Genomic DNA, 24,963 nt, shown 5'->3' on the forward strand with positions numbered 1-24,963 from the left:
CCTAGGACTGTAAAGCCTTGTCTAGGCAGGCGATCAAGGCTTGGTCGTCTAAGGGTTTACTCAAAAAGCCGACGGCGCCCTCGCTGAGTGCTTGACGTCGAATACTTTCCTCCGGGACAGCCGTAATGAATATGAAGGGTACTTTGTAGCCCCTGCTGCGCAGATGAGTTTGGAGCTGAACCCCACTCATGAATGGCATACGAACGTCCGAAATTACACAAGAAGCATTGTGCAGGTGCTCGGATTGAAGGAAGTCTGCGGCCGAGCCAAACGTGTATGAATTGTACCCGAGCGAGGCGACCAAAAAGTGCAAGCCGGTGCGAATATCTTCATCGTCATCGATGATCGCGATCGTTGGAGCTCTCGTCAAACATTCGCCCTCCGCAGGAAAACTCGAACCGTCCCCTTAGGTCAGTCTATCTGGCGCGATAGGGCTGAATATCATACTTAGGTTTGCTTTTTGCTAGGCGGTTCGCCTGATTCCCAGCATCTCTGCCATACACACTAAATCAGCGAGAGATCGCGCCTCCATCCTTTTCATTGCTCTTCCCCGATGAATTTTCACAGTAATCTCTTCGACCTGGAGCTGATAGGCGATTTGCTTGTTGCGCAGACCAGAAGCAACCAGTGCCATCACCTCCCGCTCGCGTGGGGTTAACGTCTCAAACCGCTGCCGTAAATCGCATCGCTTTTTTTCACCTGCCCGTCTCTTGCGGTCCTGATTGAGCGCCCTTGTCACAGCATCCAACATGTCTTGATCGCGGAATGGCTTCGTCAAAAAATCGACCGCTCCGGCTTTCATCGCTTTCACAGACATGGGAATGTCGCCGTACGCCGTCAGAAAAACGATTGGAATCTGAATACCAGTTTTAGCCAATGCTTCCTGACAATCGAGGCCACTGCCCCCCGGCAATCTGATGTCGAGGACCAGACACCTTGGCACGTCCGGGAGTTTGCCATCCAGCAATTCTGAAGCCATGGTGAACGCTTTCACCGGTAGCTCCATGGATTCAAACAAATAGGTCAATGCCTTTCGCACGGACGGGTCGTCATCAACCACGAGCACCATTTGGCTTTCCGTCCTCTCTTTTATTGCCATGACGCGTTCCTCCGTCTCGAGGGATACAACCGTGACGGTCTGATCTTATTGGCGTTAAGGGACGTGGCGTTCCAACTTCCAGATAAAGATCCCGATGATGTTCGCGCCGACCAAACCCCGAATTTGAATGCGAAGAACCGACGATACCTTCGCGGCTTTCGCACGGTCACGAACCGTGTGAATTTCCCGAAAAGGGGCCTCCGGTAGTTTCGTGATACTGGCTGTCCAGTCGCCGACGCTACCAACGCGGCCGGACGCGAAATCAAAATCTGGCACTTTTTCGGTATCGTGGGGCGTAGTGCCCGGCTGCGGGCGGTTGGCCATCGTACGGTCCCTCTTTTGTCTATGCGGAGTGGAGCACGCAGGCACAAAGCCTGTCTTATGGCGCTAGCATCCCACGAATGCTCGAGCCTCTCTGGGAGGGATTTGATCCCGCGAGGAGCCTTTTGCTTTTTTGAGAGCGATTTTAGGCTTTGGCTTGTACTGACGCAGGGGATTGCGAGGTATACTCGCGAGGGATACCTTTCGGCGGCTGCGACAAAAGCTTCATAGGGCGTACCGCGTTGGCTCGAGACCAAGGTGGCGCCGGTCGCGTCGTCACCGCGCGATCACCAGAAGCGGTTCCATCATGAACCAAAGCGTCTTGGCACTCTTGGACCGATCCGCAAGCTCCCTCGGCACCATCGCGGGGCACGTGGAACACGTTTATTCTGTTGCCGAGGGCGCGCCGCCACCACTGGGGATCGAGGGGGTATCACGCTCCTGGCAAAGATCAGCGAACAAATACGGCGTCGATCCAATTGATAGCAAGGCACCACGCATCCTCACGCCTGGCGAGCTGAAAGCCTTTCGCGAACCGCTGGATAAACTCATTTCCGGCGCTCAGGAGGAAATCGATCAATTATACAAAGTGGTTCGGGACGCCGGGTATACCGTCCTATTCTGCAATAGCTCGGGCGTGGCGGTCGAACATCGCGGTGATGAGGCGCACGCGAGCCGTTTCGAATATTGGGGAACTTGGCTCGGCGGCGTCTGGTCCGAGGAGGTGGAGGGAACAAACGGCATTGGCACCTGTATTGTCGAAGAGCGGCCTGTTACGGTCCACAGAGGTCAGCATTTCAGATCGCGGCACATAAACTTGAGCTGCTCCGGCGCGCCAGTGTTCGGCGTCGACGGAAGGCTGATAGCGGTCTTGGACGTATCTGCGATCGATCCCGAGCTCTCAGAACGGGCGCACGCGCTAACCGGCGCCCTTACAGTGAGATCCGCGCGCTCCATAGAAGAACGATTTTTTCGAGAGCAGTTCCGCCGAGAGTGGATCATCGCGGTAGCGCCGCCCGAGGGCTGCGTTCCAGGCATGCTGCTGGCGGCTGACTGCGACCAACGCATCGTTGGCGCAAACCGGGTCGCGCGCAGGTCCCTTCTGCTCGATGACCGCGGGCTGCGAGCCGGAGTCAGCTTGTGGACGATCTTCGAACGAGACCTCGCTCTCTTTCGGCGCAAAGACCAAACTGATATCTTTACGCGATTGGTGCTCGCCGCGAGCAACGAGAGCCGCCCCGCGCTTGTAACTCCACCCGATCACAGCGCGAGCGCCTCGAGTGATCCGACGCACGCCACTCTGCATACACGCCCGCGCCTGGACTCGATTGACACCCTTCTGAAGTTGCCGCCGCCAGCAGCGCCGCAAGCACACGGCGGACTGTCGGCGAGCGCGATGCGTCGGGTGCGGGAATACGTGGAAATGCATCTGAGCGAAAATATAGATCTGGCGATGCTGGCTGCAGTGGCCGGATTATCGATGCACCATTTTGCGCGGCAATTCAAGCAATCTGCCGGCGTCACCCCGCATCACTACCTCACGAAAAAGCGGGTCGAACGAGCCCAGGAGATGTTGGCTCAGACGGATCTGTCGTTATCGGAAATTGCGTATGAGGCCGGCTTTTCTGACCAAAGCCATTTGGCGCGTCATTTTCGTTACATGGTCGGCACCACGCCTCGAGAATTTCGGTGGTCGCAACGCTAGGCTAGGTCGCATCCGGCGGCCCCGAAACTGTCGTATCTTGCTCAAGTGAGGCCCGTATCGCCGAATCAAGCGTGAAGGTTTTGCACTTGTGCGCGCGTCCTTATATGGCAGATAACGCACCGGCGCGCTCAACCAACAATCACAGCTCGATCGCACGACCGCAAGGCGCCTTCGCTCAATCTTCAGTTGCCCTTTTAGTGTTGGACAGCTTGAATGAGCCAAAACACAAAGACGTTCTTGACGACGAACCGATGGTGTAAGTGCCGAGATCGCTTGCATCGAAGGCCGCGATCTTGGAACATTCTCCAGGCGTTCGATTGGCGTGACCGTCTTTTTCGCGAGCACCCACTCGATGGGATCGAAAGCCGTAAAATCAACGACTGTCGGTCCGTCATTTGGTACAGCATGACACGTAGCGAGCAGAGATCGCTTCGATTTGCTTCTTGCTAGTCGGCTCGCCTGATTCCAAGTGTTTCCGCCATGCTCACCAAATCGGCGAGAGATCGCGCCTCCATCTTTTTCATCGCTCTTCCCCGATGAATTTTCACAGTGATCTCTTCGACCTCGAGCTGATAGGCGATTTGCTTGTTTCTCAAACCAGAAGCGGCCAGTGCCATAACCTCCCGCTCGCGCTGGGTTAACGTCTCAAACCGCTGCCGCAAATCGGATAGCGCCTTTTCACCTGCCCGTCTCCTGCGATCCTGATTGAGCGCCTTTGTCACAGCATCCAACATGTCTTGATCGCGGAACGGTTTCGTCAGGAAATCGACCGCGCCGGCCTTCATCGCCTTTACGGACATGGGAATGTCGCCGTGCCCCGTCAAAAACACGATAGGAATTTGAATACCAGCTTTCGCCAATGCTTCCTGAAACTCGAGGCCGCTGCCTCCTGGCAATCTGATGTCGAGAACCAGACAACTTGGCACGTCCGGGAGTTTGCTCTCGAGCAATTCGGAAGCCGTGGTGAACGCTTTCACGGGCAGCTCCATTGATTCGAACAAGTAGATTAATGCCTTTCGCACAAACGGGTCATCATCAACCACGAGCACAATTTGCTTTTCGGTCCTCTCACTCATAGCTAGCCACCCGATCCGACGAGATGCGTCCGCCATGCATCTTCGCTTTGTCGACAGATGCTCTCGATCCAGCACTCATTACAGCTTTGTTGTGATGGTCCGGTAGAGTTGCGCCAAATTCGATCTACGAAATGTCTCTTGCCCACGATGGCGAACAACCAATGCCAAAATCCGGTCGATCGTCGCCCGCAATTCTTGTTCAACGAGCCGGGCCCTATTCTCTGGTGGACGCCGTCCCTGCCCAGCATTGCTAGCGCCTCCCATCGGTCGTTTGACCGGTCAGCAGTACGAGCGCCGTCAAAGCATACCGCTTGTTGCGGCGCAACAAAAAGGGGTTCTAGCCTAGTCCGAGCTACGAGGGAACCACCCCAAGCAACATTGTCGGCTGCGGCACCTCAGCCGATCCTGATCAGCTCCACACAAAAGTTGCCGGCGTGCGGCATCAGGCGATCGAGGCCACAGGCCAGAAGCTCGTTTGCCTGCCGCCTGTCTCCAAACAGCTACTTTCGCGGTTGAGTCGCAGTGCTCCCGGTGCTCGCAACCAAGATTCGCGAGCGCGCGAGCAATTGCGCGTTGATGGCGACGATAATCGTGCTTGCCGACATGAGGGCGGCGCCGACGGCTGGACTTATGACGATCCCCCACGGATAGGCCACGCCGGCGGCCAGCGGAATCGCGACAATATTGTAGCCCGTCGCCCACAGAAGATTCTGAACTATCTTTCTGTAAGTCGCGCGCGAAAGCGCCACGATGGCGAAGACGTCGCGGGGATCGCTGCGCACCAGCACGACATCGGCTGACTCAACCGCGACTTCGGTTCCGGCGCCAATCGCAATGCCGAGATCGGACTCGACCAAGGCGGGTGAATCGTTGACACCGTCGCCGACCATTGCAACGGTCACGCCACGCGCCTTCACCTCGCGGACTTTCTCAAGTTTTTGGTGCGGCAATACTTCAGCGAAGTAGTCGTCAAGGCCAAGACGAGCGGCGACCGACTTGGCTACCGCCATGGCGTCGCCTGTGATCATTATGCAGCGGATACGCAAAGCTTTGAGGCGTGCGATCGCATCGAAGGACTCTTTGCGAATGACGTCGGCAAGCGCGATCGCGCCGACGGGCTTGTCATCGATCAGCAGGTACACGACGGTATTGCCTTCGTCGCCCAACGCCGCGATACGCCCGTTTCGCAGATCCAGCCCTCGCTTGCGGACATAGTCAGGGCTCACGACTCTGACGCTATGTCCTTCTATCACCGCCTCAGCACCTTGGCCTGGCATGTTTTTGAAATCCTGGACCTGCTTCGACGTGACGCTGCGTTCCTTAGCGCCCCGTATGACGCCCTGGGCAATCGGATGCTCCGATTGACTTTCAAGCCCTGCGGCCCACGCGAGTATCTCGCTCTCGGACAAATCCGATAGTGTGACGACTCCGACGATGCCAAACCGGCCTTCCGTCAAGGTTCCGGTTTTGTCGAACAACACGGCGCCCAGATTGTGGGCGCGTTCGAAGGCTGCGCGGTCGCGGATAAGAAGGCCGCTTTGCGCAGTAAGCCGCGTACTTACTGCAACGACCAGAGGCACCGCGAGACCGAGCGCGTGCGGACAGGCGATGACCATGACGGTTGCCATCCGCTCGATCGCGTAGTCAAAGCCGAAGCCAAAGCCGAGCCACGCCACGAGGGTTGCGCCGCCCACGGATAGAGCAATGTAGGTCAGCCACAAGGCGGCGCGATTGGCCAAGTCCTGAGTTCGCGAGCGTGTCTCCTGTGCCCGTTGGACTAGCGCGATGACCTGGGCTAGATATGTCTGATCGCCGGTCTTGCGCACAACAACGGTCACAGTACCCTCACCGTTCACCGCCCCCCCGACAGCCTCTTGGCCCTCCGTTTTCTCGACAGGCCGCGACTCTCCGGTCAGCATCGATTGGTTGAAGCTAGAGTAGCCCTTGCTGATTACGCCATCGATCGGCACCCTCTCGCCAGGCTTAACCAAAACGCGGTCGCCGGGCCTCAATTCGGCGATTGGGACATCTTCGGCGTCATCATTGGATTTGAGCCGGTGCGCGGTCGCCGGGAGTAGTTGAACGAGCGCCTCCAAAGCGTGTGAGGCTCCCAAGACGGATTTCATTTCAAGCCAGTGTCCAAGGAGCATGACATCGACCAGCGTCGCTAGCTCCCAGAAGAACACCGTTCCAGGGAGACCGAAGACCACCGCGCTCGAATAGAAAAAGGCAGTCGAAATGGCGACCGCAATTAGCGTCATCATACCGGGCCGGCGCGCGGTAAATTCGTCGTGGATCCCCTTGAGAAACGGCCAGCCGCAGTAGAGATAGACCACAGCAGAAACGCCGAAGAGGACGTAAGACTCTCCCCTAAAGGCAAGGCGCTCGCGCAGGCCGAGCAAGTCCTGCACAAGCGGCGACAAAGCGAGGATCGGAACGGTCAGGATCATTGAGATCCAAAATCGATCCCGGAACTCTGCAACCATTGCCGTATGGCCGTTTCCGAGCCCATAACCCATATGCATGCGATGGTGCGCAACGGGCCTCATATGGCCCATATTGCCGTGAGGTATCGGTCCATGGCCTTCGGACCGAAGTGCATACCTCATCATCGCTCTCCTCGACGCGGGTGAACAGGAACGCTGCAAAAGTAAACCGCAATGTTGGGTGGAGCCCGCCACAAGTCTATAAGTCGCGGCTTCAATCCCGCAATATTGAGAAATTCGCCGCAAAGAACATTTAGCCACCGCGATCGTGCTACACCCAACACCTAAAACCGGCGAGCGCCGGCATAGCCTCTATGCTCCATCCATCATCGAGTAAACGATCCGTGGAATACAACGCAATAGACCTCAACTTTCGTAACCTCGCAAAGGCGCGATCTCTCGAGTATCGGCGCGATTAATTCGCTGGGATCGCTGTTTTGTTGTCCATTTTCTCGTGCGACAATTTCGGCGTACGCGACAAGATCGCCGTGAAGACTGGCAGGCAGTTCAAGCGTACCTTTACAGATCTATCCCCGGTTAGCTCAGCGATCCTGAGCTTTGCCATCCTTGGTACGGCTCCAGCAAGAGGTCCGATTGACGATCACTCGCAAGGGAAATCCCGGCCTGATCGTCGGCGTCGGATTTGTTAAGGTTGCGTCGAAGTACCTGTCAGCCCGTCCGATCGAGCGAGTTGCCCCCAAAACTAAGCCCCGGAGAATGGCTGTGTTGTTACCGTTATCCGCACGGCGCTTCAACACGCACAGACCTCCATTTCGCCTCGCAATCCGAGCACCGGCATTTGGTTTCTTCTGTGAGGAGCCGACGCCGGTCAGCGCACAAGCGTTAGCCAGGACGTGTGCGCATAAATCCTGCTCAACCTCCGCTTCGGTTCGAACGCGACTGAAACGCACGGCTGCCGCGAGACGGCGCAATGCGCCACACTCCGGACTCATGCACCGCAAACTAGAACTCGCTCGATAGGCAGCCCTTCGTGGCTATCCAACCGTCGCCGTCAGTAATCGCAGGCATTGTGATTAAGCGGAATCAACGCGTCCGGGGAAGCCGCCTTCGACCCTAAACTCCCCTGCCCATCTGTTTGCCAATCACGCAGCGCCATGCCGCCAGGCACTCGGCCGGGTTCATCCACTCGGCGAGCTGCGGCGCGCCCATTAGGCAAGATTGCATCGAGACGTCGGCGAAGTCCGACGTGGTGACAATCTGTTCGTGGCAAACGAGCACTGCCATGAGGTGCCGGCAATCATTCCATCGTGACGTGGTATTTCAGGTCCACTTTGAGGCTCTGCAGGCGGTAACGACGGAATAAAACGCTCGTGACTGGCGGCGTCGGCCAGACGTTTATGGTCGCGCCCGGATGATCTTGATGGCCTTGGACACCGTGCGCGGATGCAGGGCTAGCGGATAACTTCCTTTTTCTTGCAGCCGAGATTGCGCTGGAGGTAGCCGCGCACACGCTCGACATTGAATGCTTCCTGCTCCTTGGAACCGGGGCGCATGTTCAGCGCTTCAATGGTACAGAATTCGAGGAACATGCCTGAAGCTCATGCACACCATTCACGTTGAGCACTGGCAGCAGATCGAGCGGATGCTTTGGCCGCATCAACATCGGACGCTCTCTCAGCTCGCCGCTCGTAGTCCTCGGCAAGGGTCTTAAGCTGACTCGCAATCGCCGAGTCGGTCATCGTTTGGGCAGCGCGGAGCAAAGTCCGTGCTGTCTCTAAGTATGCCTTGCCTCGTTGTGAGATCTGGACCATCACAAAGCCCTCGCACGGTTCTCTGGCAGCTGGTTGACGGCGGTCTGGAGCCAGCCCACCCAATTGCGGTCACTTTCCCTGCGGTCTCTGAAGCGATCGACGCATTTCTTGGAACAAAGCTGAGTCCGCCAACAGTAGTGCCGGACGAGACCAAACTTGCCATTACAAACTGCGCATCGCGCGGTTCTGCCAGATCTAAGACTTTCGGAGCAGTTGGGCATTTGTAGTCTCCTCTTGGGCTTTATCGCAGCTGTTCGTCGATGGTCCTTTTTTTCGCTGTGCACTTCATGAGCCTGTGCGCTTTTCCAACACATGCAGCCTAAGACGATCGCGATCAGCAGTTCAATTGAACGTAGGTTATCGTTGGCCATCTAAAGGCGTGACGGGACCGAAACGAAGGTTTATGGCGCTCCCCCCTCAAGCCGACCACTTTCCGCAATGGGCCACTTTTGTCTGAGCGATCCGATTTTACCTGCCGGTCAGTGTCCACTTTGTCCGAAAAACGAAAGAACTCGTGGCCAATTTTATCTGGCGTTCATTTGGCTCACATCAGCAGCACGGTGGTGGCTTCTTCTCAATGAGTCCACGCGCTCACAAAGGCGGCGTTTCGCCGTCCAAGTTGCAGCAAATCCGCCGGCTGGGATGAGGACTTTCTCGACATAAGCCTCGAACGCGTCGCGGTTGATCGGGCCATCGAGCACACAAGGCGCAATGATGCCGCGTCTGGTGGTATCCGTCCGGTGAAGGCCGCCTTGCCGAATGAGGCGTGTTGTTGAGTACTGTCCTTATGGACAGTGATAGGCGCAGTGCCCAAGTCGAACGGCTCGAAGTAGTGGACACAGGCCGGCGGCGACGCTGGTCCGAGGATGAGAAGCTCAGGATCGTCCTGGAGAGCTTACAGGCGCCGCGCCAGGTCGCGGCAACAGCGCGGCGGTATGGTGTTTCGCGCTCATTGCTGCTGCGATGGCGACGGTCGTTTCGGCCTGAGCCGAAGGATGCGGTCCATCGACCTGGCTTCGTACCGGCGATGGTGGTCGCGGAAGCAGGGCCGGCGCCTTGTCCAGTCGCGCCGGCCAACAGCGGCGGGTCGATCGAGATCGAGTTTGTTGCCGGGGCTCGGATGCGGATCACGGGCACGGTCGACGCGGCGACGCTGAAGGCTGCGGTCGCGGCACTGGCAGATGGACGGCCGCAGTGATCCCCATTCCGTCGGGCGTCCGGGTGTGGATTGCGACCGGCCATACAGACATGCGCCGCGGCATGAACTCGCTGGCCTTGCTGGTGCAGGAAGCCTTCAAGCGAGACCCGCACGGCGGCGATCTCTATGTGTTCCGTGGCAGGAGCGGCAAGCTGATCAAGATCCTCTGGCACGATGGGCTTGGGATGTCGCTCTACGCCAAGCGGCTGGAGCGCGGTCGCTTCTTGTGGCCGTCGTCGGCTGATGGCGTGGTGACAATCACCCCAGCCCAGCTTGGCTACCTGCTGGAGGGCATCGACTGGCGGATGCCGCAACAGACCTGGCGACCGCGGGCGGCGGGCTGATCGCTGGGATTTGAATCGGTGGCACGATCAGCGGTTCGGACAGAGACCGCGTCTTGTGATTCTCTGGTCGGCGATGGGCGCTGATGATTCTCTTCCCGACGATGTGACCACGCTGCAGGCGATGCTGCGCGCCGAACGAGCGGCCCGGTTGGCCGCGGAAGCCGAGGCCCAGGCGGGGAGCTTGCTGATCGAGAAGCTCAAACTCACGATCAAGAAGCTCCGGCACGAGCAGTTCGGACAGTCCTCCGAGCGCGGCGCATTGCTGGACCAGCTCGAGCTACAGCTCGCCGACCTCGAGGAGAACGCGGCGCAAGCTGAGACCGCGGCGCAAATGGCATCCGAGAAGATTGCGGTGCCATCGTTCGAGCGCCGCAAGCCAGCCCGCCGGCCGCTGCCGGAGCATCTGCCGCGGGAGCGCATTGTCTATCCGGTGCCGGCGACCTGCCCATGCTGCGGCGACAGCCGGTTGCGCAAGATCGGCGAGGACGTGACCGAGACGCTGGAGCTCGTTCCGCGCCAGTGGAAAGTGATCCAGCACGTGCGCGAGAAGCTCGTCTGCCGGGCCTGCGAAGCGATCACCCAGCCGCCAGCTCCCTCGCACGCAATCGCGCGCGGGCGTGCAGGGCCCAAGCTGCTGGCCCATGTCCTGTTCGCCAAGTACGGCCTGCACCTGCCGCTCCATCGTCAGAGCGACGTCTACCAGCGTGAAGGCATCGACCTCGACGTGTCGACGCTCGCGGACTGGGTGGGCGCCTCCGCTGCAACCCTGATGCCGCTGGTCGATGCGATCCGGAGCCATGTCTTTGCGGCCGAACGCATCCACGCGGACGACACCACGGTGCCGGTCCTGGCCAAGGGCAAGACCCGCACCGGCCGGCTCTGGACCTACGTGCGCGACGACCGTCCGTTTGCCGGCCCAGATCCGCCGGCGGCCGTGTTCTTCTACTCGCCGGATCGTGGCGGTGCGCATCCGGAGCAGCATCTGGCGGGCTATGCCGGACTGATGCAGGCCGACGCCTACGCCGGCTTTGGCAGGCTCTACGAGGCCAATCGCAAGGGCGGCCCGATCATCGAGGCCGCGTGCTGGGCGCACGGCAGGCGCAAGTTCTTTGATCTGGCACGGCTCACCAAGGCGCCGATCGCGGCCGAGGCGGTCAAGCGCATCGACGTTCTGTTCGCCATCGAGCGCGAGATCAACGGCCTTGCTCCGCAGGAACGCCTGCGTGTGCGCCAGGAACGTAGCCGTCCCTTAATCGTCGAGCTGGAGGCGTGGTTGCGCGAGCAGCGCGCCAAGCTCTCCAGGAACAACGACACGACCAAGGCGATCAATTACTGCCTCAGCCGCTGGGACGCATTTACCCGCTTCCTTGATGACGGACGGCTTTGCATGTCGAACAATGCCGCCGAGCGCGAGCTTCGGGCTGTCGCCGTGGGCAGAAGAAATTGGACCTTCGCCGGCTCCGATGAGGGCGGCCGGCGTGCGGCTGCGATCTACACCCTCATCGCCACCGCCAAGCTCAACGACATCGATCCACAGGCTTGGCTCGCCGACGTGCTGGCGCGCATCAACGATCATGCTATCCAGAGGCTGGCTGAGCTTCTGCCCTGGAACTGGCAAAAGCCCGTGCCGAGCCATGTCGAAGCGGCGTGAGCCAAGAGGACACATGAGAGCGAGCGGTCTGTCCGCGGCAGATAAATCGGCGGTGGCGGCCGCCTGCCAGCAACTGATCGACGACTTCCTGAAGCCCCGCTTCCTGCCCACGATCCGGCCAACGCAGTTCAACTACCCCGTCGATATCCTGGGAAAGTGGCACGGCACCAAATATCGCTTCATTCAACGCTACCGCTCCGGCTTCCCGGAGAATCTCGGCGAAGAGTTCGACGCCCCGTTCGCCCGTCTCGACTGGATTAGCCGCAATCGCTTCGACATCCAGTGGCATCGTCACACCGGAGAATGGTTCTGCCGGCATCGCGGCCTGACCCTCGCCGAAGCGATTGACACGCTAAAATCCGACGGATTGCTCCATCCACCTTAAACACTGGAACTCCGCAAGGTCAGGTCCCCCGGGTCCTCACCGGACGGATACGTCTGGTGAGGCCCGCCACGAACAGCTAGGGCAATCCTTGAGCGCCTGAGCCTCCACAAATCGAACCATCGTCGGCTGCGTTAAGGTCAGGACGTTTCAGGTGACGCACCCGCCCGTCGATCTCATCGATGATGGCGAAGGCTGGACCCTCGAGCTCGTCGTTGAGACCGCGCGATGAGACGGCCTTATTACTGGTTCGCGTGGCGTTCGCCTTCGAGCACCCAAGATGACGGCGCCCGCGTCACCATCCTTTACCAGGCTCTTGTGCAGCAGCTTGATGATGCCGCCGCGTTCGCTGAGGGCGCGCAATCGCGGCTCGGCCGGCCCAGCATGGTCGCGAAGCTTACCGGCGATGACTGCCGACATGCGACTTGATTACCGATCGATGTAAGCTTGGATAGCGCAGCTATGCAATTGGCGCAGGTTTGATTTTCGTAGCCTGTAAAAAATGGCGCTTTCGACAGCGTCATATGCTTGGTTTGTGAACCCCCGTCGGTTCCAACTGACTCCATTTGCGCCTCCAACCCAAAATGCGCATCGCGGCACCAGAATTTAACAGAATCTTACAACCTTAAACTCGCACGCTTGGGACAAATGCGTGAAGCTGGTCTCGAAACTCAACGGGAGGACAGCTGATGCGCCAAGTAAAAATGCTCATTCGAACGAACGTGGAGATCAGCGCCCATGGTCAGCCGCGTAGTCATCCGTTGATGCGAAGCCGCTGCAGATGGACGTCCTGCACAGCACAGGATCGCGTCCGATAAGCACGCGGTACCGCGTACCGATGGGCCAGGATAAATTGTCAAACTACATCTTATATGGCAGAATCCACGGTCAAGCTTGGTTTTGGCTAGCCGTACCAGTGTCGCAGGACCTTCTCGGCCCGGGAGCAGCGACCGGTTCGGCGGTGGAGTCCCGCAGTTGAATCCATCTACTCGCTTCGATGCAGATGAGGATAAGAACTTCCAAGTCTTGTGGCAGGATCGGGACCGCGTCTTCTGCCGAGGATGGCGCGTGAGTGCTGACGGCAATCGAGGCGCCGTCCTGGCGATGCGATCGAGGCTATGAGCGGTCTTGGCGACGGGGCGCGACAGCTGCTTGTTAGAACGCAGGAGGCAGAACTCAGCGGTGTGCTGGTTGCGGTTCGCGACTCGGGTCCGGGGCTGGAGGCAGCGACTCTCGATCGACTCTTCGATGCCTTCTACACGACGAAACCCGGCGGTCTGGGCATGGGGCTATCAATTAGCCGTTCTATCATTGAAGCGCATGGTGGACGATTGTGGGCGAGCGCGAACGTACCTTGTGGTGCCGCCTTTGACCATCATCTTGCCTATCCACTCAGACATTGCGAGCACGTCGTGATCGGACTCCTCCAGCTCAATTTGTATCCATTATATAAGGGCTCCGTTGATCGCTGCTGGCCGGGCCGAAAGTGCCCCAATTGCGCATCTTTTGGAAATGGAGGATTGCTATGTCTAAGTTCAAAATTCCCGCAGCGCTTCTCGTGATTGGCGCGACGTCGCTCGGCGCGCCTGCAATCGGTGCCCCAGTCGCTCCCTTATCGGCGGGAGCCAAGTCGAGGGCGCCGCTGAGCGACGTGGTCCAAGTGCGTTTCGGCGGGTGGCACGGCGGCTGGCATAGTGGACGCGGTTTCGCCGCGGGCGCAATGGCCGGCGCTCTGATCGGCGGCGCTATCGCGGCTCCGTACTACGGCGGTGGCTACTATGCTGATGGCTACGGCTATCCAGCCTATTTCTATGGCTACGCCCCTAGATACTATCCAAGCTACGAGGACTATCGGTCCTACCCCTATTCTCGTTGGGGCGGCTAGCATACACCGTATCGAAACTCGAGGACTTGCGAGAATGTCGCCAGTGCGGGGGCAAACCGTAACCGTTGGTTCCCTTCTAAAAGCCAAAAGAGCTAGCCGACCCGTATGTCTTCGTTGCGCCAAGAGCGACGGTCAAGCCGGTTGGCACTGCCATATTAGAGTTTGCGTATTCCCCATCCCAACTGAAACTGCGCGACCACATCTTCGGACCGGAAATAGATCATCACGGTGCCCTACTAGACGCGACCTTGCGAGAGGCGCGCCTCTGCGATGCCTGATTTGCTTGCGGCCAATATGGGTTGGCGTAGCACGTAGCTGAGCGTCCCGACGCCGTCATCCTACACTGATCCAATGATGTATAGCTACAGTCGATGGCGGTGAAGCCGCCCTCCCCCCACTTCTGGAGGCAAACCGGGTAATTGGGATCGTAGCGTTGAGCCATGGCTGGCGCGACCAACAGGATCGTCGGGACCAGCAGGATCTTCCAGCAGAGCGTGCGCATTGTACCCTCGAAGCGGGGCGCCGTTCACAGCCGAGCAACAATGACCCCCGAATGGTAGCTCCGATGGCGAAGAAAGAGAATGCCTTATTCCCGCCCCGGATCGTTCGTGAATAAATCGGGCAGTTGCGCATCCGTTCACGTCTTCGGCGTGCTTAGTTGCGCGGCTTTGCAATCACTCTGGGGAGCATAAAAATGGCAAAAAAGTCGAAGAGCACGCGCAAAGAGTATGGCAAGGATGACGTGAAGTACGAACGCCAGTAGCGAAGCTCTCGAAACTGATGAAGCGATCCGAAGGATCATTGAGGCAGAAAGGCCCGCACGCTGGGAATTGGTTTAGGTCATCAGCGCTAAGTCCAGCGGACGTCGGCCTCTCGACGAAGAAAGGCCCCAACGATATCAACGCTGTAGCCTTTCACGCTCGTCAGGCCGGGTACTCCGCAGAACAGTCGATCAACTACCCTGGTTATTTGCGCCCGACCCGGTTCACTGCGGTTTCTTGAACTTTGCTCGCCGTTTGCTCAGACCTGACGCCAAAGCGTTCAGCCTCACCATATACCTAGACTGCTTGCCCGCGCCGACGAGACCATCGAACGGCACGCACCTCTCTAATACTGAGTCCGGAAGTAGCCCGGCACTGATTTCGGCCGCGGAATTTCGATATGGCCGACTACGATCGTGCCGACGGGCGGCCCGCTTGCGGAAAGCCAGTTAATAGAGCGCATTTTCCCTCGAATACTTACTGCTGCTTTCGCGTCGACCACGAGATGTTGTCTGATGCGCACGTGCTTCGCCGACCGCCGATAGCCCGAGCGGTCCAGCCAGTCATTCCGTTAAAGAATAAGCGTTATTGCGAACGCCGGCCTGCCGAAATTGTTTCGCGCACCGCATTTTACCTGCCGTAGCTATTGTTGCTCGTCATCTCGGCGGAGGCCCTTCCATGACATCGAAGCACTCGGGACCGCATTCAGGAGGCCGGGGGCTTGCGGTTTGGGCCGGACAGTGAGCTGTATTGCGTGGCCCAGCACGAAGTCGCCGCTTTCGATTTCACGACGGGTAAATGTCTGGGTCCGGTGGTCAGGCTGCCGGGCCTCAACAGCCAGGCTGTGATCTGCTTTGGGCAAGGAGAACAGGAATGAAAGCATCGGCAGCAGCGCAGCGGTTCGCGCATGAACAATGGCCATATGAGCCAAAATTCAAACGCGTCAATGGTTGGCGCATGCACTATATCGAAGAGGGCGCCGGCGATCCGGTTGTCCTCCTCCACGGGAATCCTGCCTGGGGCTTTCTGTACCGGAATTTCATCAAACCGCTCGCAGCGGCGAACCGGCGCGTCATCGTTCCTGACATGATTGGCTTCGGCCTCTCCGAGAAGCCCATCCGCGAACAGGCTCACAGCCTCGACGGCCACATCGCAAATCTCACGAGCCTGCTGCGGCAATTGGACGTACGCAAGGCTACGATCGTTTGTCACGACTGGGGCGGTCCGACCGGTCTTGGATTTGCTTTGTCCAATAGCGACCGCGTCCGCGCTCTCGTCATCATGAGCACGTGGGCATGGCCGCTGCCTCCGGCCGAATTCCACAAGCGCATATTTCCGTGGCGCATGATGCACGCGCCCCTCGTCGGTCCGTATATTCTCGGGCGGCACAACGCTCTTGCAGGTCGCGGGATGTACCTGTCCGTGGTCGATCGCAAGAAGTTCAGGGACGAGGCGCAGCCCATTTATGAGGACATGTTGCCCGATCCAGGATCCCGCCTTCTCACATGGACCTGGCCACGTTGGATACCGTTGGACGAAAGCGCACGCGGCTTCGCGCGCTTCGAATGGCTCGAGCGCGAGCTGAAGAAGTCGAAGTTTCCGACACTTCTGGTCTGGGGCAGAGAGGACGAGGTATTCGACCACAAGACCTTCGCGACGCGCTTCAAAGAGCTCTTACCGCACGCCGAAGGACCCGAACTCGTGACGGGTCGGCACTTCCTGCAGGAGGACTCCGGCGAGGAGATCGCCGGCAAGATCAACAGTTTCCTCGACCGCATCGATGGGAGGCAGTGATGACGAAGATCGAAATCATCGATCATGCTGAAACGAACGGAACTAGAAGGGCGCTGGTGCTGACCGAGGATCGCCTCGGCCATTACACCGAATTCCGTGATTTCTTCGTGAACCGCTTCGCGCTGAATTCAGCAGGCTTGTCGCGACCTGGCTACGTGCGGGCTCCTTCGGGAATGATCTACGCGCTGGTGTTCATCGGGCGGAGCGGCGAGCCGTTTCCGGACGGGCTCGAGGTCTACGCCCTGCCCTATGCGCTGGAGACCTTGGACGACACCAATGTCGATACCGATTTGTGGGCGCTGCTCAGGTGGATCATCGACGGTGTCGGCGGCGAATGGCGCGTCGAGGACCTGGACGCAACCGGGCGGCTTTATCAGCTGAGCGCCGCCGGTGCAGGATAACGAATGCGGCGCTTACCTCCCCCTCATTCTGCGGCGAGCGCCTTGAACTCTCTAGCCTCGTGCAGGATGACGCCCGAGAGCGGATCGAACTGCCCGACCCACGGCTCGCGTGCGAGCACTGCCTTCGTGTGGCCGTAGCCTGCGTCCCAACGCCGCCTGATGCCGTCAGGGCTGAAATCGACGTCCTTGGTGTGATCCTCGTAATCGAGTTGCGGAGCCAACAGCTGCACCACGTGCATCCGGGTCTGGCAGCCATAACCCATCAATTCGCGCACCTCCGGTCTGTCGCGCTCGGCATCCGGCAATCGCGCCGCAAGCTCGTTGATGACGTGGCGCAACCGGTGGGCTTGCTGATGTCGCGTGATCTGGCTTGCGATCCGGCTGGAATACTGCACGTCCTTGTGGCGATTGAGGACTTCCGCCATCGTGCTTGGCTCGCCGCCCACTGGATTCCAGAGGTGGACCGTGAAGATGAGCGAATCCCTGCGCGGGTTGTCGTCAAACACCACCTCGGTGGGCGTGTTGGAGAGGATGCCACCATCCCAGTAGAGTTCGCCATTGACACGCACCGCTGGAAATGCCGGCGGCAGCGCGCCGGACGCCATGATGTGCTTCACGTCCAGCTCGCAGCGGCGGCTGTCGAAATACGTCATCTGGCTGGTGCGCACGTGTGCCGCACCGACCGTGAGGCGCGGCTTTCCTATGTTGATGAGATTAAAGTCGACGAGCTCGGAGAGAGTGGCCTCAAGCGGCGCGGTCGAGTAGAAGCCGGCATGGTCTGTGCCCAGCGGGTAGAAATCGCCGGTATGAGCGAGCGGGTTGGGCGTGAAGAAGCCGGGTATGCCTTGCGTCAGCGTCCTCCAGTAGGACCACCTGTCAGCGAGACCCTGAAAGACGCCGCTAAAACCCCACTGCGGCACGCGCTGCACCCTGCTCCAGAATTCGCGCAGTCGCGGCAGACGATCCTGCGGTGCGTTTCCGGTAATGAGGCTGGCGTTGATGGCTCCGATGGACGTGCCGACGATCCAGTCCGGCTCGATGCCAGCCTCTTGCAGCGCCTGGTACACGCCGGCCTGGTAGGATCCCAATGCGCCCCCGCCCTGCAGAACGAGTACGATCTGGCCAGGGACGCTGGCCCGCTCGAATGTATGGCTTTGCGAGGTAGGCGCTGTCGGGCGTTCGATAGGTTGCTCCATGCGGGACATCCTGGTTCCACTTGTTGGCGTGCGCTTGCCGCGCCTGATTCAATGTCCTGGCGAGGCCCTGTCAACTACGCAAGGTGCACAGGCGGCCTGCGCCTTTCATCCGCGGCCATGGAAGACGCAGCGCAGCAGCACCTCCAGATGCGGCGCGGCAATGATGCCGAGGCTCGCCACTGCGCTGCCCGTCATCGCATAAGCGAACAGAGCATCCCTTGCCGTCGCGCTGAGGGGGTGAATGGTCTGGAGGGCGACCGCCTTCGCGAGCCAAGCTGCTCGAAGCTGCACCTGCGCTCCGGACCGGAATTGCGATCGGGTGTTCATGGGTGCACATCACTCTCTCCTTTGCCGGGCAACCGCTTGGATGGATGGAGAGATGGCCAATTCTCGCCAGGCATGGCAGATAGGGCGCGGCGATATCGCTCATTCCTGCGGAGAATAGGATGGATCGTCTGGCTTCAATGGAGACGTTCGTGCGGGTGGTCGAAACGGGATCCTTCTCCGGGGCGGCCCGGCAGCTTCGGGTGGGACAACCGGCGGTCTCGAAGTCGGTCGCGCAACTGGAGGAGTATCTCGGGGTCAAGCTGCTGACGCGCTCGACGCGCGGACTCGCTCCCACGGAAGCTGGGCTCGGTTATCTCGAGCGCGCCAGGCGTGCCCTCGAGGAAGCTGCCGAGGCCGAGCTTGCCGCGCGCGGAGCCGGCGCCGGACTGAAGGGCAGACTGCGCATCTGCGCCGCCGTGACCTTCGCGCGCATCCATCTCATTCCGCTCTTGCCGACATTCCTGGCGCAGCATCCCGAGCTGGAGCTGGAGGTCATTCTTGACGATCGTCAGATCGACCTCGTCCAGGAGGGGATCGACGTGGCTCTTCGGATGGGAAAGATGATGGATTCGGCGCTGACTGCTCGCCGGATCGCAAGATGCAAGCGCCTCGTATTGGGTACCCCTACCTATTTCGATCGCGCGGGCACGCCGTCGACCCCAAGTGAACTCAGCAAGCACCAGGCCGTCGTTTATCTCCAGGGAGAAGGCAGCATTTGGTCGTTTCGACGCGAAAGCTCCGAATTGGCGGTCACGGTTCAAAGCAGATTGCGGGTAACTGCTGCGGAAGGCGTAAGAGCTGCGGTGCTTGCAGATGTCGGCCTCACCATCGCGTCGGAATGGATGTTCAGCCCTGAACTACGATCGGGCGCCGTGCGTGCGGTCCTGACGGAATGGAGCCTCCCGGCCCTCGACCTCTGGGCCGTGCTTCCTACCGGGCGGGCCACAACGGCCAAGGCCCGTGCGTTCGTGGATTTCTTCGAGCGTACGTTCAACGCATAACCGAGTAAGCCGGCCGTTGAAGCAACGAGCGCTGGCGACCGATGAGACGAACGAGCATGTCTTCGATCCCGGCCGGCATTCAGGGTTTCGAGTGAATGAGTACGGTGACACCCAACGGAGCTGCTCATCCCGAGCCTCCTGCAAAAGGAGTGTCGCCATGTCCCGCACATCGATCCTGAATCGTTCAATCCGCACCGCCGCCGCAGCCGTCGTCTTTGCTGGTCTGCTTTCACCGGCAAATGCGGCCTACCAGCAGGATGCTATGAGCGTCTTCCCCAATTTGCCGGTCAGCGCAGGTCACACTAAGGCCGACGCGCCGGTTGCGAGGAACCTGTCGGCAGTGCCGACCTCGCGCCTGCCTTGGCTTGCTCCGGTCGGCCATCGTCAACCGCAAAAGGCCGACGCTCCTCAATCTGAAGCCGTGTCGGCATGCGAGCGTGAGCAACAGCAGTTCGATCAGGAGCTGGACCGCAAGCTGATCATCTGCAAGGGATGCGGACTGCTGCGCGGCGATCATTCCAGGGCGGAATAAGCTCTAGTCCGACGTGCCCGCTACCTCGTACGGCGGTCTCCTTTAGCTTTCTACGTGTGAGTTCAACGAAACGGACGGCGCCGCCGTCCTTCACGCAAAAGCCCAAAGGAGAACCGTCATGTCGCTTCAAGCCAAGCTCGATGCCTTCAAAGCCGACTTCGAAGCCGGAAAGCCACCCTACAATGTTCCTCGCTCCGTCATCGAAACGATGCACCGCGCCACGGCAGAATTGATCGAGTCGGGGGCCGCCCAGCGTGCCAAAAAGGCCGGTGATGTCGCCCCTTCCTTCTCGCTGAGGGATCCCGAGGGCAATGTGGTCAATTCCGCCGAACTCCTGAAGCGCGGCCCGCTGGTGCTCAGCTTCTACCGCGGTGTCTGGTGCCCCTACTGCAACATGGAGTTGCAGGCGCTCGAAGCCGCCAAGCCGGAGTTCGACAGGTACGGCGCTTCGCTCATCGCGATCTCGCCGCAGACTGCTCCGAACAGCCGCAAGTCGGTGCGCCAGAACAAGCTGTCCTTTCCGATCCTGTCGGACACGAAGGGCAAGGTCGGCGCCGCGTTCGGGCTGCGCTTCGACCTGCCCGACTATCTGGTCGAGCTCTACAAGCAGCTCAAGAACGATCTGCCGACGTTCAACGACGACCCGAGCTGGACCCTGCCGATGCCGGCCCGCTACGTCATCGGACAGGACGGCGTCATCCTCTATTCCGAAGTGAACCCTGACTACACCTGCCGGCCGGAGCCTGAAGATATGATCCCGGTCCTCCAGCGGGCGGCGGCCGTCAAGGTGTGACGGCACATGAGGCGGCCGGTGGGGCGCAATGACCACCGGCCGCTGTCCTTCCACTCAAGCTCCCCAACAGGAACATACCCATGTCCAAGCTGTTCACGCCGACCCAGGTCGGCCCTTACCGTTTGTCCCATCGCGTCGTGATGGCGCCCTTGACGCGGATGCGCTCTGACCCCGGCGACATCCCGAGCGAGCTGATGGTCGAATACTACAAGCAGCGCACGACCAAGGGCGGGCTGATCATCTCCGAAGCGTCGCCGGTCTCGATCCGCGGCAACGGCTATGCCGGTGCGCCCGGCATCTACTCGGACACTCAGATCGCGGGATGGCAGCGCGTCACCGACGCGGTCCACGCCAAGGGCGGCCGCATCTTCCAGCAATTGTGGCACGTCGGCCGGCAGTCGCATGTCGACTTGCAGCCGAACGGGGACGCGCCGGTCGCGCCCTCCGCCATCGCGGCCCATGGCTATGCGTACTCCAAACGCGGCGAAGTTCCGTTCTCGATGCCCCGCGCGCTCGCGCTGCATGAGATCCCCGCCATCATCGAAGAGTTTCGGTCGGGCGCCGAGCGGGCGCTGCGCGCGGGCTTCGATGGCGTCGAAATCCATGGCGCGAACGGCTACCTGCCCGACCAGTTCCTCCAGGACGGAACGAACAAGAGGACTGACGAATACGGCGGCCCCATCGAAAACCGCGCCCGCTTCATGCTGGAGGTAACGCAGGCCGCCATCTCGGTCTGGGGAGCCGATCGCGTCGGCGTGCGCATCGCACCGAGCGGCACCTACGGATCCATGTCGGACAGCGATCCGGCGGCGACGTTCGGCTACGTGACGACGCAGCTTGACCGCCTGGGCATCGCCTACCTCCACGTTGTTGAGCCGCGCATCAAGGGCACCGAGGAGATCTCGCATGGCCGGGCGCCGATCGCCGCTCAGCATCTGCGGCCGAAGTTCTCACGGACTCTGATCGCGGCTGGCGGCTTCACCCCGGCCTCCGCGGAAGCCGTCGTCACCTTCGGCGACGCCGACCTCGTCGCCTTCGGTCGTCACTTCATCTCGAACCCGGATCTGCCGGAGCGCATCCGCCAGGGCTTGCCGCTGAGCCGTTACGACCGGTCGACCTTCTACGGCGGCGACGCGCGCGGCTACACGGACTACCCGACCGCAGAGGCGGCAGCGGCCTAAACCTTGGTCGCCTCGCTCATGGCTGGGCCAGCGAGGGCACATCGCGGTCCCTCGCGGGCCTACGCTCGCCAACGGTATCAGCTTCAATGACCTTCGCCGGATCCGCATCGGCTGGAGCTGCCGGCCTTGCGAATATGTCCCGACCCGACGGCTCCTGCATCTTGCGCCACCGCGCCGGAGTGACGCCCATGTGGCTCCTGAAGGCGCGTTGGAAGGCGGCTTCAGATTGGTACCCCACCCCCTCCGCCACGGCGCCCGTCGAAACAGACGACCTCCTCAACTCGTTGGCCGCGAGCGTCATCCGGATGTCGGTCAGAAGATCGGAGGCCGACCGCCCGAGCTTGGCCTGGAATTGCCGGGCGAGCGTGGCGCGCGACAAGTTGCACAGGCGCGCCAGGTCGGGCAGCGACCATGCGCGCGCAGGCTCGTTGAAGAGAGCCGCCACGGCCGGCGCAAGGCGCGGATGACCGGCAAGTGCGAGGAGACCACGCGGTGCATCCTCGGCCTCGCTTGCGAGCCGCAGCACCAGCGCAAACATTGCGGTCGACAGCGCATTCAGCATCGCACGGCCGCCGAGATGATGGTTCGCCGACTCGCCGCGCATCAGGGCGACAAGACCGGCGAGCTGTGCGGCGTTGTCTCCTTCGTCCGGACCGCGGGCATGCACGACCAGGCGAGGCGGCAGGTAGGTGCGCAGCAGGCGATCGTGCGGAGGCGCGATCGCGAAATGCCCGCAAAGGAGATCGAGCCGCTCTCCTTTGCCGGTATTCTCGCTGATGATCAGATTGAGCTCCTGGCGATTGCGCGCTGGCTTCGGCCGAGCGCCGCCGCCGTCATGCATGACATGGTGCGGATTGCCCGGCAGCAGCAGGATATCCCCGGTCTGGAGCCGCAGCGGCTTGCCGCCGGCCGGGTCCTCCAATACCGCCGAGCCACCGACGACCGCGTGATAGGGGATCTCATTCGCCTCGCCCGGCCCTTGATCGATCCGCCATGGCGCGCCGTAGGAGCAGCGCAGATCGAGCCGCCCGCGCACCGGCATCATCTCGAACAACCTGCTGAGCCAATCCATGCCGACCTCCCTGACGGACTGCTTTTGAGACGATAGAGCATATAGTCGAGCTTTCTCGACATTCAACGTCTCGCCAGACGCTCATACTGTCACTCCGCAATCGTTCACCAACCCCAACAAGGAGTGCCACCATGTCTCGTCTTTCCGTTCCCAATCTCGAATCCGATGCCGGTCCGTCCGGCCAAGTCTACGCGCAGATCAAGAAGGCGATCGGCAGCGTGCCGAACACCTTCGCGGCCATCGCCGCCCATGGCCCTGCTGCGCTCAAGTCGGTCCTCGCCGCTGACGCCGTGCTCGCGTCCGGCTCGCTCAGCAAGCGCGACCAGGAAACCATCAAGCTGATCATCAGTGGTGTCGCTGGCTGCGATTACTGTGTGGCCGCGCACAGCCTGCTCGGGAAGCTCGCAGGATTGAAGCCCGACGAGTTGAAGAACATCCGCGATGGCAAGCCCACAGGCGATGCCAAGCGCGATGCATTGGCCCGCTTCGTCCGCAAGCTCGCGGAGACCAGCGGCACCGTCAGCGATGAGGAGTTCGCGACGATCACGGCCGCCGGCTACAGCGACACCCAGCTCGTCGAGATCAGCCTTGCTTTCGCAACCACCGTCTTCACCAACGTCTTCAACCGCATCAACGACACCGAGATTGACTTCCCCGCCGTCGCATGAAGCGACCGAGCGATCCGTCAGATCTTTAGCATGAAAGGATCACGACCATGACTACGCTTTCCACCACCGCCCCCAATCCGCTCGTCCGTGCGCTGTACAACTCCGGCCTGCTGGCCGAAGACCTCGACTACCACGTCGTCCGGGCCTCGATGGTGATCATGTTCGCCTTCTTCGGTTACCAGAAGTGGTTTCCGTATGAGTTCGAACGACTGGTCCCGTTCATCAGCAACGGGCCGCTGATCTGGTGGCTCTATCCGGTCTTCGGCCACGCTGGCGCCAGCTATTTCCTGGGCGTTTCCGAATGGACGTTCGGGACCCTGCTGCTCGCGGGCTTCTGGGACAAGCGGCTCGGCGTTCTTGGCGCGCTCGGCTCGACCGGCACCTTCATCGCGACGGTCACGATCATTCCCTTCATGCCGGAGGGATGGGACGTCGCTGCGGGAGGCTTCCCGGCGATGACGGGCAACGTGCCCTTTCTGATGAAGGACGTCGTTCTGCTCGCCGTCTCGCTCTACCTCCTGAGGCAGGACGTGGTTCGCCTGACGCGCCAATGACGCAACCTCTGCAGGGTGAGGTCATCGCCGGCGAGCTTGCCACTCGCCGGCGATCGCGCAAGACCGAATTGAAGCTCAGCGGGGTAGTGGCACCAAAGCGAAGCGCAAAAGAGCTAGAAAGATTTAGGCTGAGGTCGTAGCGGTATGGATAAGGCGCGCCGCCGAAGCAAAATCAGTTGGCGGTTCGAGCACAACCACATTCACGCCCTCGCAATACTGTACCGACCCGTATTTAATCGCACTGAAACCGGCATGCCGCGCACTCGGCGACAACCTCGTAAAGACGTAGTCGATCCCACCCTTCTGATTTTCTCGGGGCTGCGCATAGGGCTGAGCGCGCAAGGCACTGAATGACCTCCTCATCGTCGTCGCCGACATCGTCGGAGATCATCAGGTCCAGCACCTTGCATGGCAGATCGAGCTCGATCTCGGCGATGGATATCGGGTCGGATGCGCGCATTTCTCCCCGAACAGTCTTAGGAGAATCGGCCAGATAGAGCTTCGAATGGCCAGCATGATTATAGCGACCTTCGGCAACCCTGGCGGCGGGCGGCGGACCAAAATCGGTAAGCGTTGGTGAAACCGAAACATCGCGAGCCATCCGCCCACGATATCATATCGAATTGACCGGGAGCGTTTCCGCGACAGCGGCTTTTCGCTTGACGACTTCGAAGACTTTCGCAGCGAAGGGATGGCTCAGGAGCAGGAATGGTGAAGTTCGTGCGAGTTCGGCGATGGAACTGAGATGAAATTCGTTTACCTTT

27 protein-coding genes are annotated in these 24,963 nt (G+C 60.3%); 15 read left to right on the top strand and 12 right to left on the bottom strand.

Annotated features, from left to right (window positions below):
* Nucleotide 1: 1 nt before the first annotated feature.
* The 3 genes from QA640_RS32875 to QA640_RS32885 form a co-directional block, all read right to left on the bottom strand.
* Nucleotides 2-370, bottom strand: coding sequence for a response regulator (locus tag QA640_RS32875; RefSeq protein ID WP_283036974.1), 369 nt, complete (start codon nt 368-370; stop codon nt 2-4).
* A gap of 93 nt (nt 371-463) precedes the next feature.
* Entirely contained in the window at nt 464-1,099 is a 636-nt protein-coding gene (locus QA640_RS32880; RefSeq protein WP_283036975.1) for a response regulator, read from the bottom strand.
* 54 nt (nt 1,100-1,153) lie between these two features.
* The gene (locus QA640_RS32885) at nt 1,154-1,423 is read right to left on the bottom strand and encodes a hypothetical protein (protein WP_283036976.1); all 270 of its coding nucleotides are present in this window, start codon (nt 1,421-1,423) and stop codon (nt 1,154-1,156) included.
* 304 nt (nt 1,424-1,727) lie between these two features.
* Between QA640_RS32885 and QA640_RS32890 the strand changes: the two genes are divergently transcribed.
* Entirely contained in the window at nt 1,728-3,125 is a 1,398-nt protein-coding gene (locus tag QA640_RS32890; RefSeq protein ID WP_283036977.1) for a helix-turn-helix domain-containing protein, read from the top strand.
* A gap of 446 nt (nt 3,126-3,571) precedes the next feature.
* On the opposite strand, the gene QA640_RS32895 is transcribed toward QA640_RS32890, so the two are convergent.
* The 4 genes from QA640_RS32895 to QA640_RS32915 form a co-directional block, all read right to left on the bottom strand.
* The gene (locus tag QA640_RS32895; RefSeq protein WP_283036978.1) at nt 3,572-4,201 is read right to left on the bottom strand and encodes a response regulator; all 630 of its coding nucleotides are present in this window, start codon (nt 4,199-4,201) and stop codon (nt 3,572-3,574) included.
* 500 nt (nt 4,202-4,701) lie between these two features.
* On the bottom strand, nt 4,702-6,651 hold the full coding sequence (locus tag QA640_RS32900) for a heavy metal translocating P-type ATPase (protein WP_283036979.1): 1,950 nt from the start codon (nt 6,649-6,651) through the stop codon (nt 4,702-4,704).
* A gap of 1,110 nt (nt 6,652-7,761) precedes the next feature.
* Nucleotides 7,762-7,932 carry a hypothetical protein gene (locus QA640_RS32910; protein WP_283036980.1) on the bottom strand — a complete coding sequence of 57 codons (171 nt, stop codon included), beginning with the start codon at nt 7,930-7,932 and terminating at the stop codon, nt 7,762-7,764.
* Nucleotides 7,933-8,099: 167 nt separating this feature from the next.
* The gene (locus QA640_RS32915; protein WP_283036981.1) at nt 8,100-8,237 is read right to left on the bottom strand and encodes a hypothetical protein; all 138 of its coding nucleotides are present in this window, start codon (nt 8,235-8,237) and stop codon (nt 8,100-8,102) included.
* 1,009 nt (nt 8,238-9,246) lie between these two features.
* Between QA640_RS32915 and QA640_RS32920 the strand changes: the two genes are divergently transcribed.
* The 6 genes from QA640_RS32920 to QA640_RS32945 all read left to right on the top strand — a co-directional run bounded on the left by QA640_RS32920 (nt 9,247) and on the right by QA640_RS32945 (nt 13,919).
* The gene (locus tag QA640_RS32920) at nt 9,247-9,657 is read left to right on the top strand and encodes a transposase (RefSeq protein WP_349253752.1); all 411 of its coding nucleotides are present in this window, start codon (nt 9,247-9,249) and stop codon (nt 9,655-9,657) included.
* Complete coding sequence (gene tnpB, locus QA640_RS32925; RefSeq protein WP_283035314.1) at nt 9,654-10,001, top strand: IS66 family insertion sequence element accessory protein TnpB; 348 nt, start codon at nt 9,654-9,656, stop codon at nt 9,999-10,001. Before QA640_RS32920 ends, tnpB begins: the two co-directional genes overlap by 4 nt.
* Before the next feature lie 73 nt (nt 10,002-10,074).
* On the top strand, nt 10,075-11,652 hold the full coding sequence (locus QA640_RS32930; protein WP_283042864.1) for an IS66 family transposase: 1,578 nt from the start codon (nt 10,075-10,077) through the stop codon (nt 11,650-11,652).
* Nucleotides 11,653-11,665: 13 nt separating this feature from the next.
* Nucleotides 11,666-12,037 carry a hypothetical protein gene (locus QA640_RS32935; protein ID WP_283035315.1) on the top strand — a complete coding sequence of 124 codons (372 nt, stop codon included), beginning with the start codon at nt 11,666-11,668 and terminating at the stop codon, nt 12,035-12,037.
* 1,115 nt (nt 12,038-13,152) lie between these two features.
* On the top strand, nt 13,153-13,596 hold the full coding sequence (locus tag QA640_RS32940) for an ATP-binding protein (RefSeq protein ID WP_283036982.1): 444 nt from the start codon (nt 13,153-13,155) through the stop codon (nt 13,594-13,596).
* Nucleotides 13,560-13,919, top strand: a complete 360-nt coding sequence (locus QA640_RS32945) for a hypothetical protein (protein WP_283036983.1) — start codon at nt 13,560-13,562, stop codon at nt 13,917-13,919. The genes QA640_RS32940 and QA640_RS32945 overlap by 37 nt, the downstream gene beginning before the upstream one ends.
* A gap of 223 nt (nt 13,920-14,142) precedes the next feature.
* Here QA640_RS32945 and QA640_RS32950 read toward each other — a convergent pair whose 3' ends face one another.
* On the bottom strand, nt 14,143-14,421 hold the full coding sequence (locus tag QA640_RS32950; protein WP_283036984.1) for a DUF3551 domain-containing protein: 279 nt from the start codon (nt 14,419-14,421) through the stop codon (nt 14,143-14,145).
* Between the two features lie 1,132 nt (nt 14,422-15,553).
* Between QA640_RS32950 and QA640_RS32955 the strand changes: the two genes are divergently transcribed.
* On the top strand, nt 15,554-16,474 hold the full coding sequence (locus QA640_RS32955) for an alpha/beta fold hydrolase (RefSeq protein WP_283036985.1): 921 nt from the start codon (nt 15,554-15,556) through the stop codon (nt 16,472-16,474).
* Nucleotides 16,474-16,875 carry a hypothetical protein gene (locus QA640_RS32960; RefSeq protein ID WP_283036986.1) on the top strand — a complete coding sequence of 134 codons (402 nt, stop codon included), beginning with the start codon at nt 16,474-16,476 and terminating at the stop codon, nt 16,873-16,875. Before QA640_RS32955 ends, QA640_RS32960 begins: the two co-directional genes overlap by 1 nt.
* Nucleotides 16,876-16,898: 23 nt before the next feature.
* On the opposite strand, the gene QA640_RS32965 is transcribed toward QA640_RS32960, so the two are convergent.
* Nucleotides 16,899-18,071, bottom strand: a complete 1,173-nt coding sequence (locus QA640_RS32965; RefSeq protein ID WP_283036987.1) for a patatin-like phospholipase family protein — start codon at nt 18,069-18,071, stop codon at nt 16,899-16,901.
* 105 nt (nt 18,072-18,176) lie between these two features.
* Complete coding sequence (locus QA640_RS32970; RefSeq protein WP_283036988.1) at nt 18,177-18,398, bottom strand: hypothetical protein; 222 nt, start codon at nt 18,396-18,398, stop codon at nt 18,177-18,179.
* A 119-nt stretch (nt 18,399-18,517) separates the two neighbouring features.
* Here QA640_RS32970 and QA640_RS32975 point away from each other — a divergent pair, with 119 nt between their 5' ends.
* The 4 genes from QA640_RS32975 (at nt 18,518) to QA640_RS32990 (ending at nt 21,905) form a co-directional block, all read left to right on the top strand.
* Nucleotides 18,518-19,399 (top strand): LysR family transcriptional regulator, encoded by an 882-nt coding sequence (locus QA640_RS32975; RefSeq protein WP_283036989.1) that lies wholly within the window; start codon nt 18,518-18,520, stop codon nt 19,397-19,399.
* Nucleotides 19,400-19,415: 16 nt separating this feature from the next.
* Nucleotides 19,416-19,931 (top strand): hypothetical protein, encoded by a 516-nt coding sequence (locus QA640_RS32980; RefSeq protein ID WP_283036990.1) that lies wholly within the window; start codon nt 19,416-19,418, stop codon nt 19,929-19,931.
* Between the two features lie 118 nt (nt 19,932-20,049).
* Nucleotides 20,050-20,724, top strand: coding sequence for a peroxiredoxin-like family protein (locus QA640_RS32985; RefSeq protein WP_283036991.1), 675 nt, complete (start codon nt 20,050-20,052; stop codon nt 20,722-20,724).
* Nucleotides 20,725-20,804: 80 nt separating this feature from the next.
* Entirely contained in the window at nt 20,805-21,905 is a 1,101-nt protein-coding gene (locus QA640_RS32990) for an alkene reductase (protein WP_283036992.1), read from the top strand.
* A 16-nt stretch (nt 21,906-21,921) separates the two neighbouring features.
* Here the strand turns inward: QA640_RS32990 and QA640_RS32995 are convergent, their stop codons facing one another.
* Nucleotides 21,922-22,977, bottom strand: coding sequence for an AraC family transcriptional regulator (locus tag QA640_RS32995; protein WP_283036993.1), 1,056 nt, complete (start codon nt 22,975-22,977; stop codon nt 21,922-21,924).
* A 131-nt stretch (nt 22,978-23,108) separates the two neighbouring features.
* Between QA640_RS32995 and QA640_RS33000 the strand changes: the two genes are divergently transcribed.
* Together QA640_RS33000 and QA640_RS33005 are read left to right on the top strand one after the other, a co-directional pair.
* Nucleotides 23,109-23,645 carry a carboxymuconolactone decarboxylase family protein gene (locus tag QA640_RS33000; protein ID WP_283036994.1) on the top strand — a complete coding sequence of 179 codons (537 nt, stop codon included), beginning with the start codon at nt 23,109-23,111 and terminating at the stop codon, nt 23,643-23,645.
* A gap of 47 nt (nt 23,646-23,692) precedes the next feature.
* Nucleotides 23,693-24,199 (top strand): DUF417 family protein, encoded by a 507-nt coding sequence (locus QA640_RS33005; protein WP_283036995.1) that lies wholly within the window; start codon nt 23,693-23,695, stop codon nt 24,197-24,199.
* Nucleotides 24,200-24,431: 232 nt separating this feature from the next.
* Here QA640_RS33005 and QA640_RS33010 read toward each other — a convergent pair whose 3' ends face one another.
* On the bottom strand, nt 24,432-24,800 hold the full coding sequence (locus tag QA640_RS33010) for a hypothetical protein (protein WP_283036996.1): 369 nt from the start codon (nt 24,798-24,800) through the stop codon (nt 24,432-24,434).
* Between the last annotated feature and the right edge of the window lie 163 nt (nt 24,801-24,963).

Source organism: Bradyrhizobium sp. CB82 (genome assembly GCF_029714405.1).
Lineage (GTDB): Bacteria > Pseudomonadota > Alphaproteobacteria > Rhizobiales > Xanthobacteraceae > Bradyrhizobium.

Bases quoted from the DNA above. Each gene is read 5' to 3' on its own strand.
- QA640_RS32880 (WP_283036975.1), bottom strand. From the start codon at position 1,099: ATGGCAATAAAAGAGAGGACGGAAAGCCAAATGGTGCTCGTGGTTGAT.
- QA640_RS32885 (WP_283036976.1), bottom strand. From the start codon at position 1,423: ATGGCCAACCGCCCGCAGCCGGGCACTACGCCCCACGATACCGAAAAA.
- QA640_RS32890 (WP_283036977.1), top strand. From the start codon at position 1,728: ATGAACCAAAGCGTCTTGGCACTCTTGGACCGATCCGCAAGCTCCCTC.
- QA640_RS32895 (WP_283036978.1), bottom strand. From the start codon at position 4,201: ATGAGTGAGAGGACCGAAAAGCAAATTGTGCTCGTGGTTGATGATGAC.
- QA640_RS32900 (WP_283036979.1), bottom strand. From the start codon at position 6,651: ATGATCCTGACCGTTCCGATCCTCGCTTTGTCGCCGCTTGTGCAGGAC.
- QA640_RS32910 (WP_283036980.1), bottom strand. From the start codon at position 7,932: ATGGCAGTGCTCGTTTGCCACGAACAGATTGTCACCACGTCGGACTTC.
- QA640_RS32915 (WP_283036981.1), bottom strand. From the start codon at position 8,237: ATGTTCCTCGAATTCTGTACCATTGAAGCGCTGAACATGCGCCCCGGT.
- QA640_RS32920 (WP_349253752.1), top strand. From the start codon at position 9,247: ATGGACAGTGATAGGCGCAGTGCCCAAGTCGAACGGCTCGAAGTAGTG.
- QA640_RS32930 (WP_283042864.1), top strand. From the start codon at position 10,075: ATGGGCGCTGATGATTCTCTTCCCGACGATGTGACCACGCTGCAGGCG.
- QA640_RS32935 (WP_283035315.1), top strand. From the start codon at position 11,666: ATGAGAGCGAGCGGTCTGTCCGCGGCAGATAAATCGGCGGTGGCGGCC.
- QA640_RS32940 (WP_283036982.1), top strand. From the start codon at position 13,153: ATGAGCGGTCTTGGCGACGGGGCGCGACAGCTGCTTGTTAGAACGCAG.
- QA640_RS32945 (WP_283036983.1), top strand. From the start codon at position 13,560: ATGTCTAAGTTCAAAATTCCCGCAGCGCTTCTCGTGATTGGCGCGACG.
- QA640_RS32950 (WP_283036984.1), bottom strand. From the start codon at position 14,421: ATGCGCACGCTCTGCTGGAAGATCCTGCTGGTCCCGACGATCCTGTTG.
- QA640_RS32955 (WP_283036985.1), top strand. From the start codon at position 15,554: ATGAAAGCATCGGCAGCAGCGCAGCGGTTCGCGCATGAACAATGGCCA.
- QA640_RS32960 (WP_283036986.1), top strand. From the start codon at position 16,474: ATGACGAAGATCGAAATCATCGATCATGCTGAAACGAACGGAACTAGA.
- QA640_RS32965 (WP_283036987.1), bottom strand. From the start codon at position 18,071: ATGGAGCAACCTATCGAACGCCCGACAGCGCCTACCTCGCAAAGCCAT.
- QA640_RS32970 (WP_283036988.1), bottom strand. From the start codon at position 18,398: ATGAACACCCGATCGCAATTCCGGTCCGGAGCGCAGGTGCAGCTTCGA.
- QA640_RS32975 (WP_283036989.1), top strand. From the start codon at position 18,518: ATGGATCGTCTGGCTTCAATGGAGACGTTCGTGCGGGTGGTCGAAACG.
- QA640_RS32985 (WP_283036991.1), top strand. From the start codon at position 20,050: ATGTCGCTTCAAGCCAAGCTCGATGCCTTCAAAGCCGACTTCGAAGCC.
- QA640_RS32990 (WP_283036992.1), top strand. From the start codon at position 20,805: ATGTCCAAGCTGTTCACGCCGACCCAGGTCGGCCCTTACCGTTTGTCC.
- QA640_RS32995 (WP_283036993.1), bottom strand. From the start codon at position 22,977: ATGGATTGGCTCAGCAGGTTGTTCGAGATGATGCCGGTGCGCGGGCGG.
- QA640_RS33000 (WP_283036994.1), top strand. From the start codon at position 23,109: ATGTCTCGTCTTTCCGTTCCCAATCTCGAATCCGATGCCGGTCCGTCC.
- QA640_RS33005 (WP_283036995.1), top strand. From the start codon at position 23,693: ATGACTACGCTTTCCACCACCGCCCCCAATCCGCTCGTCCGTGCGCTG.
- QA640_RS33010 (WP_283036996.1), bottom strand. From the start codon at position 24,800: ATGGCTCGCGATGTTTCGGTTTCACCAACGCTTACCGATTTTGGTCCG.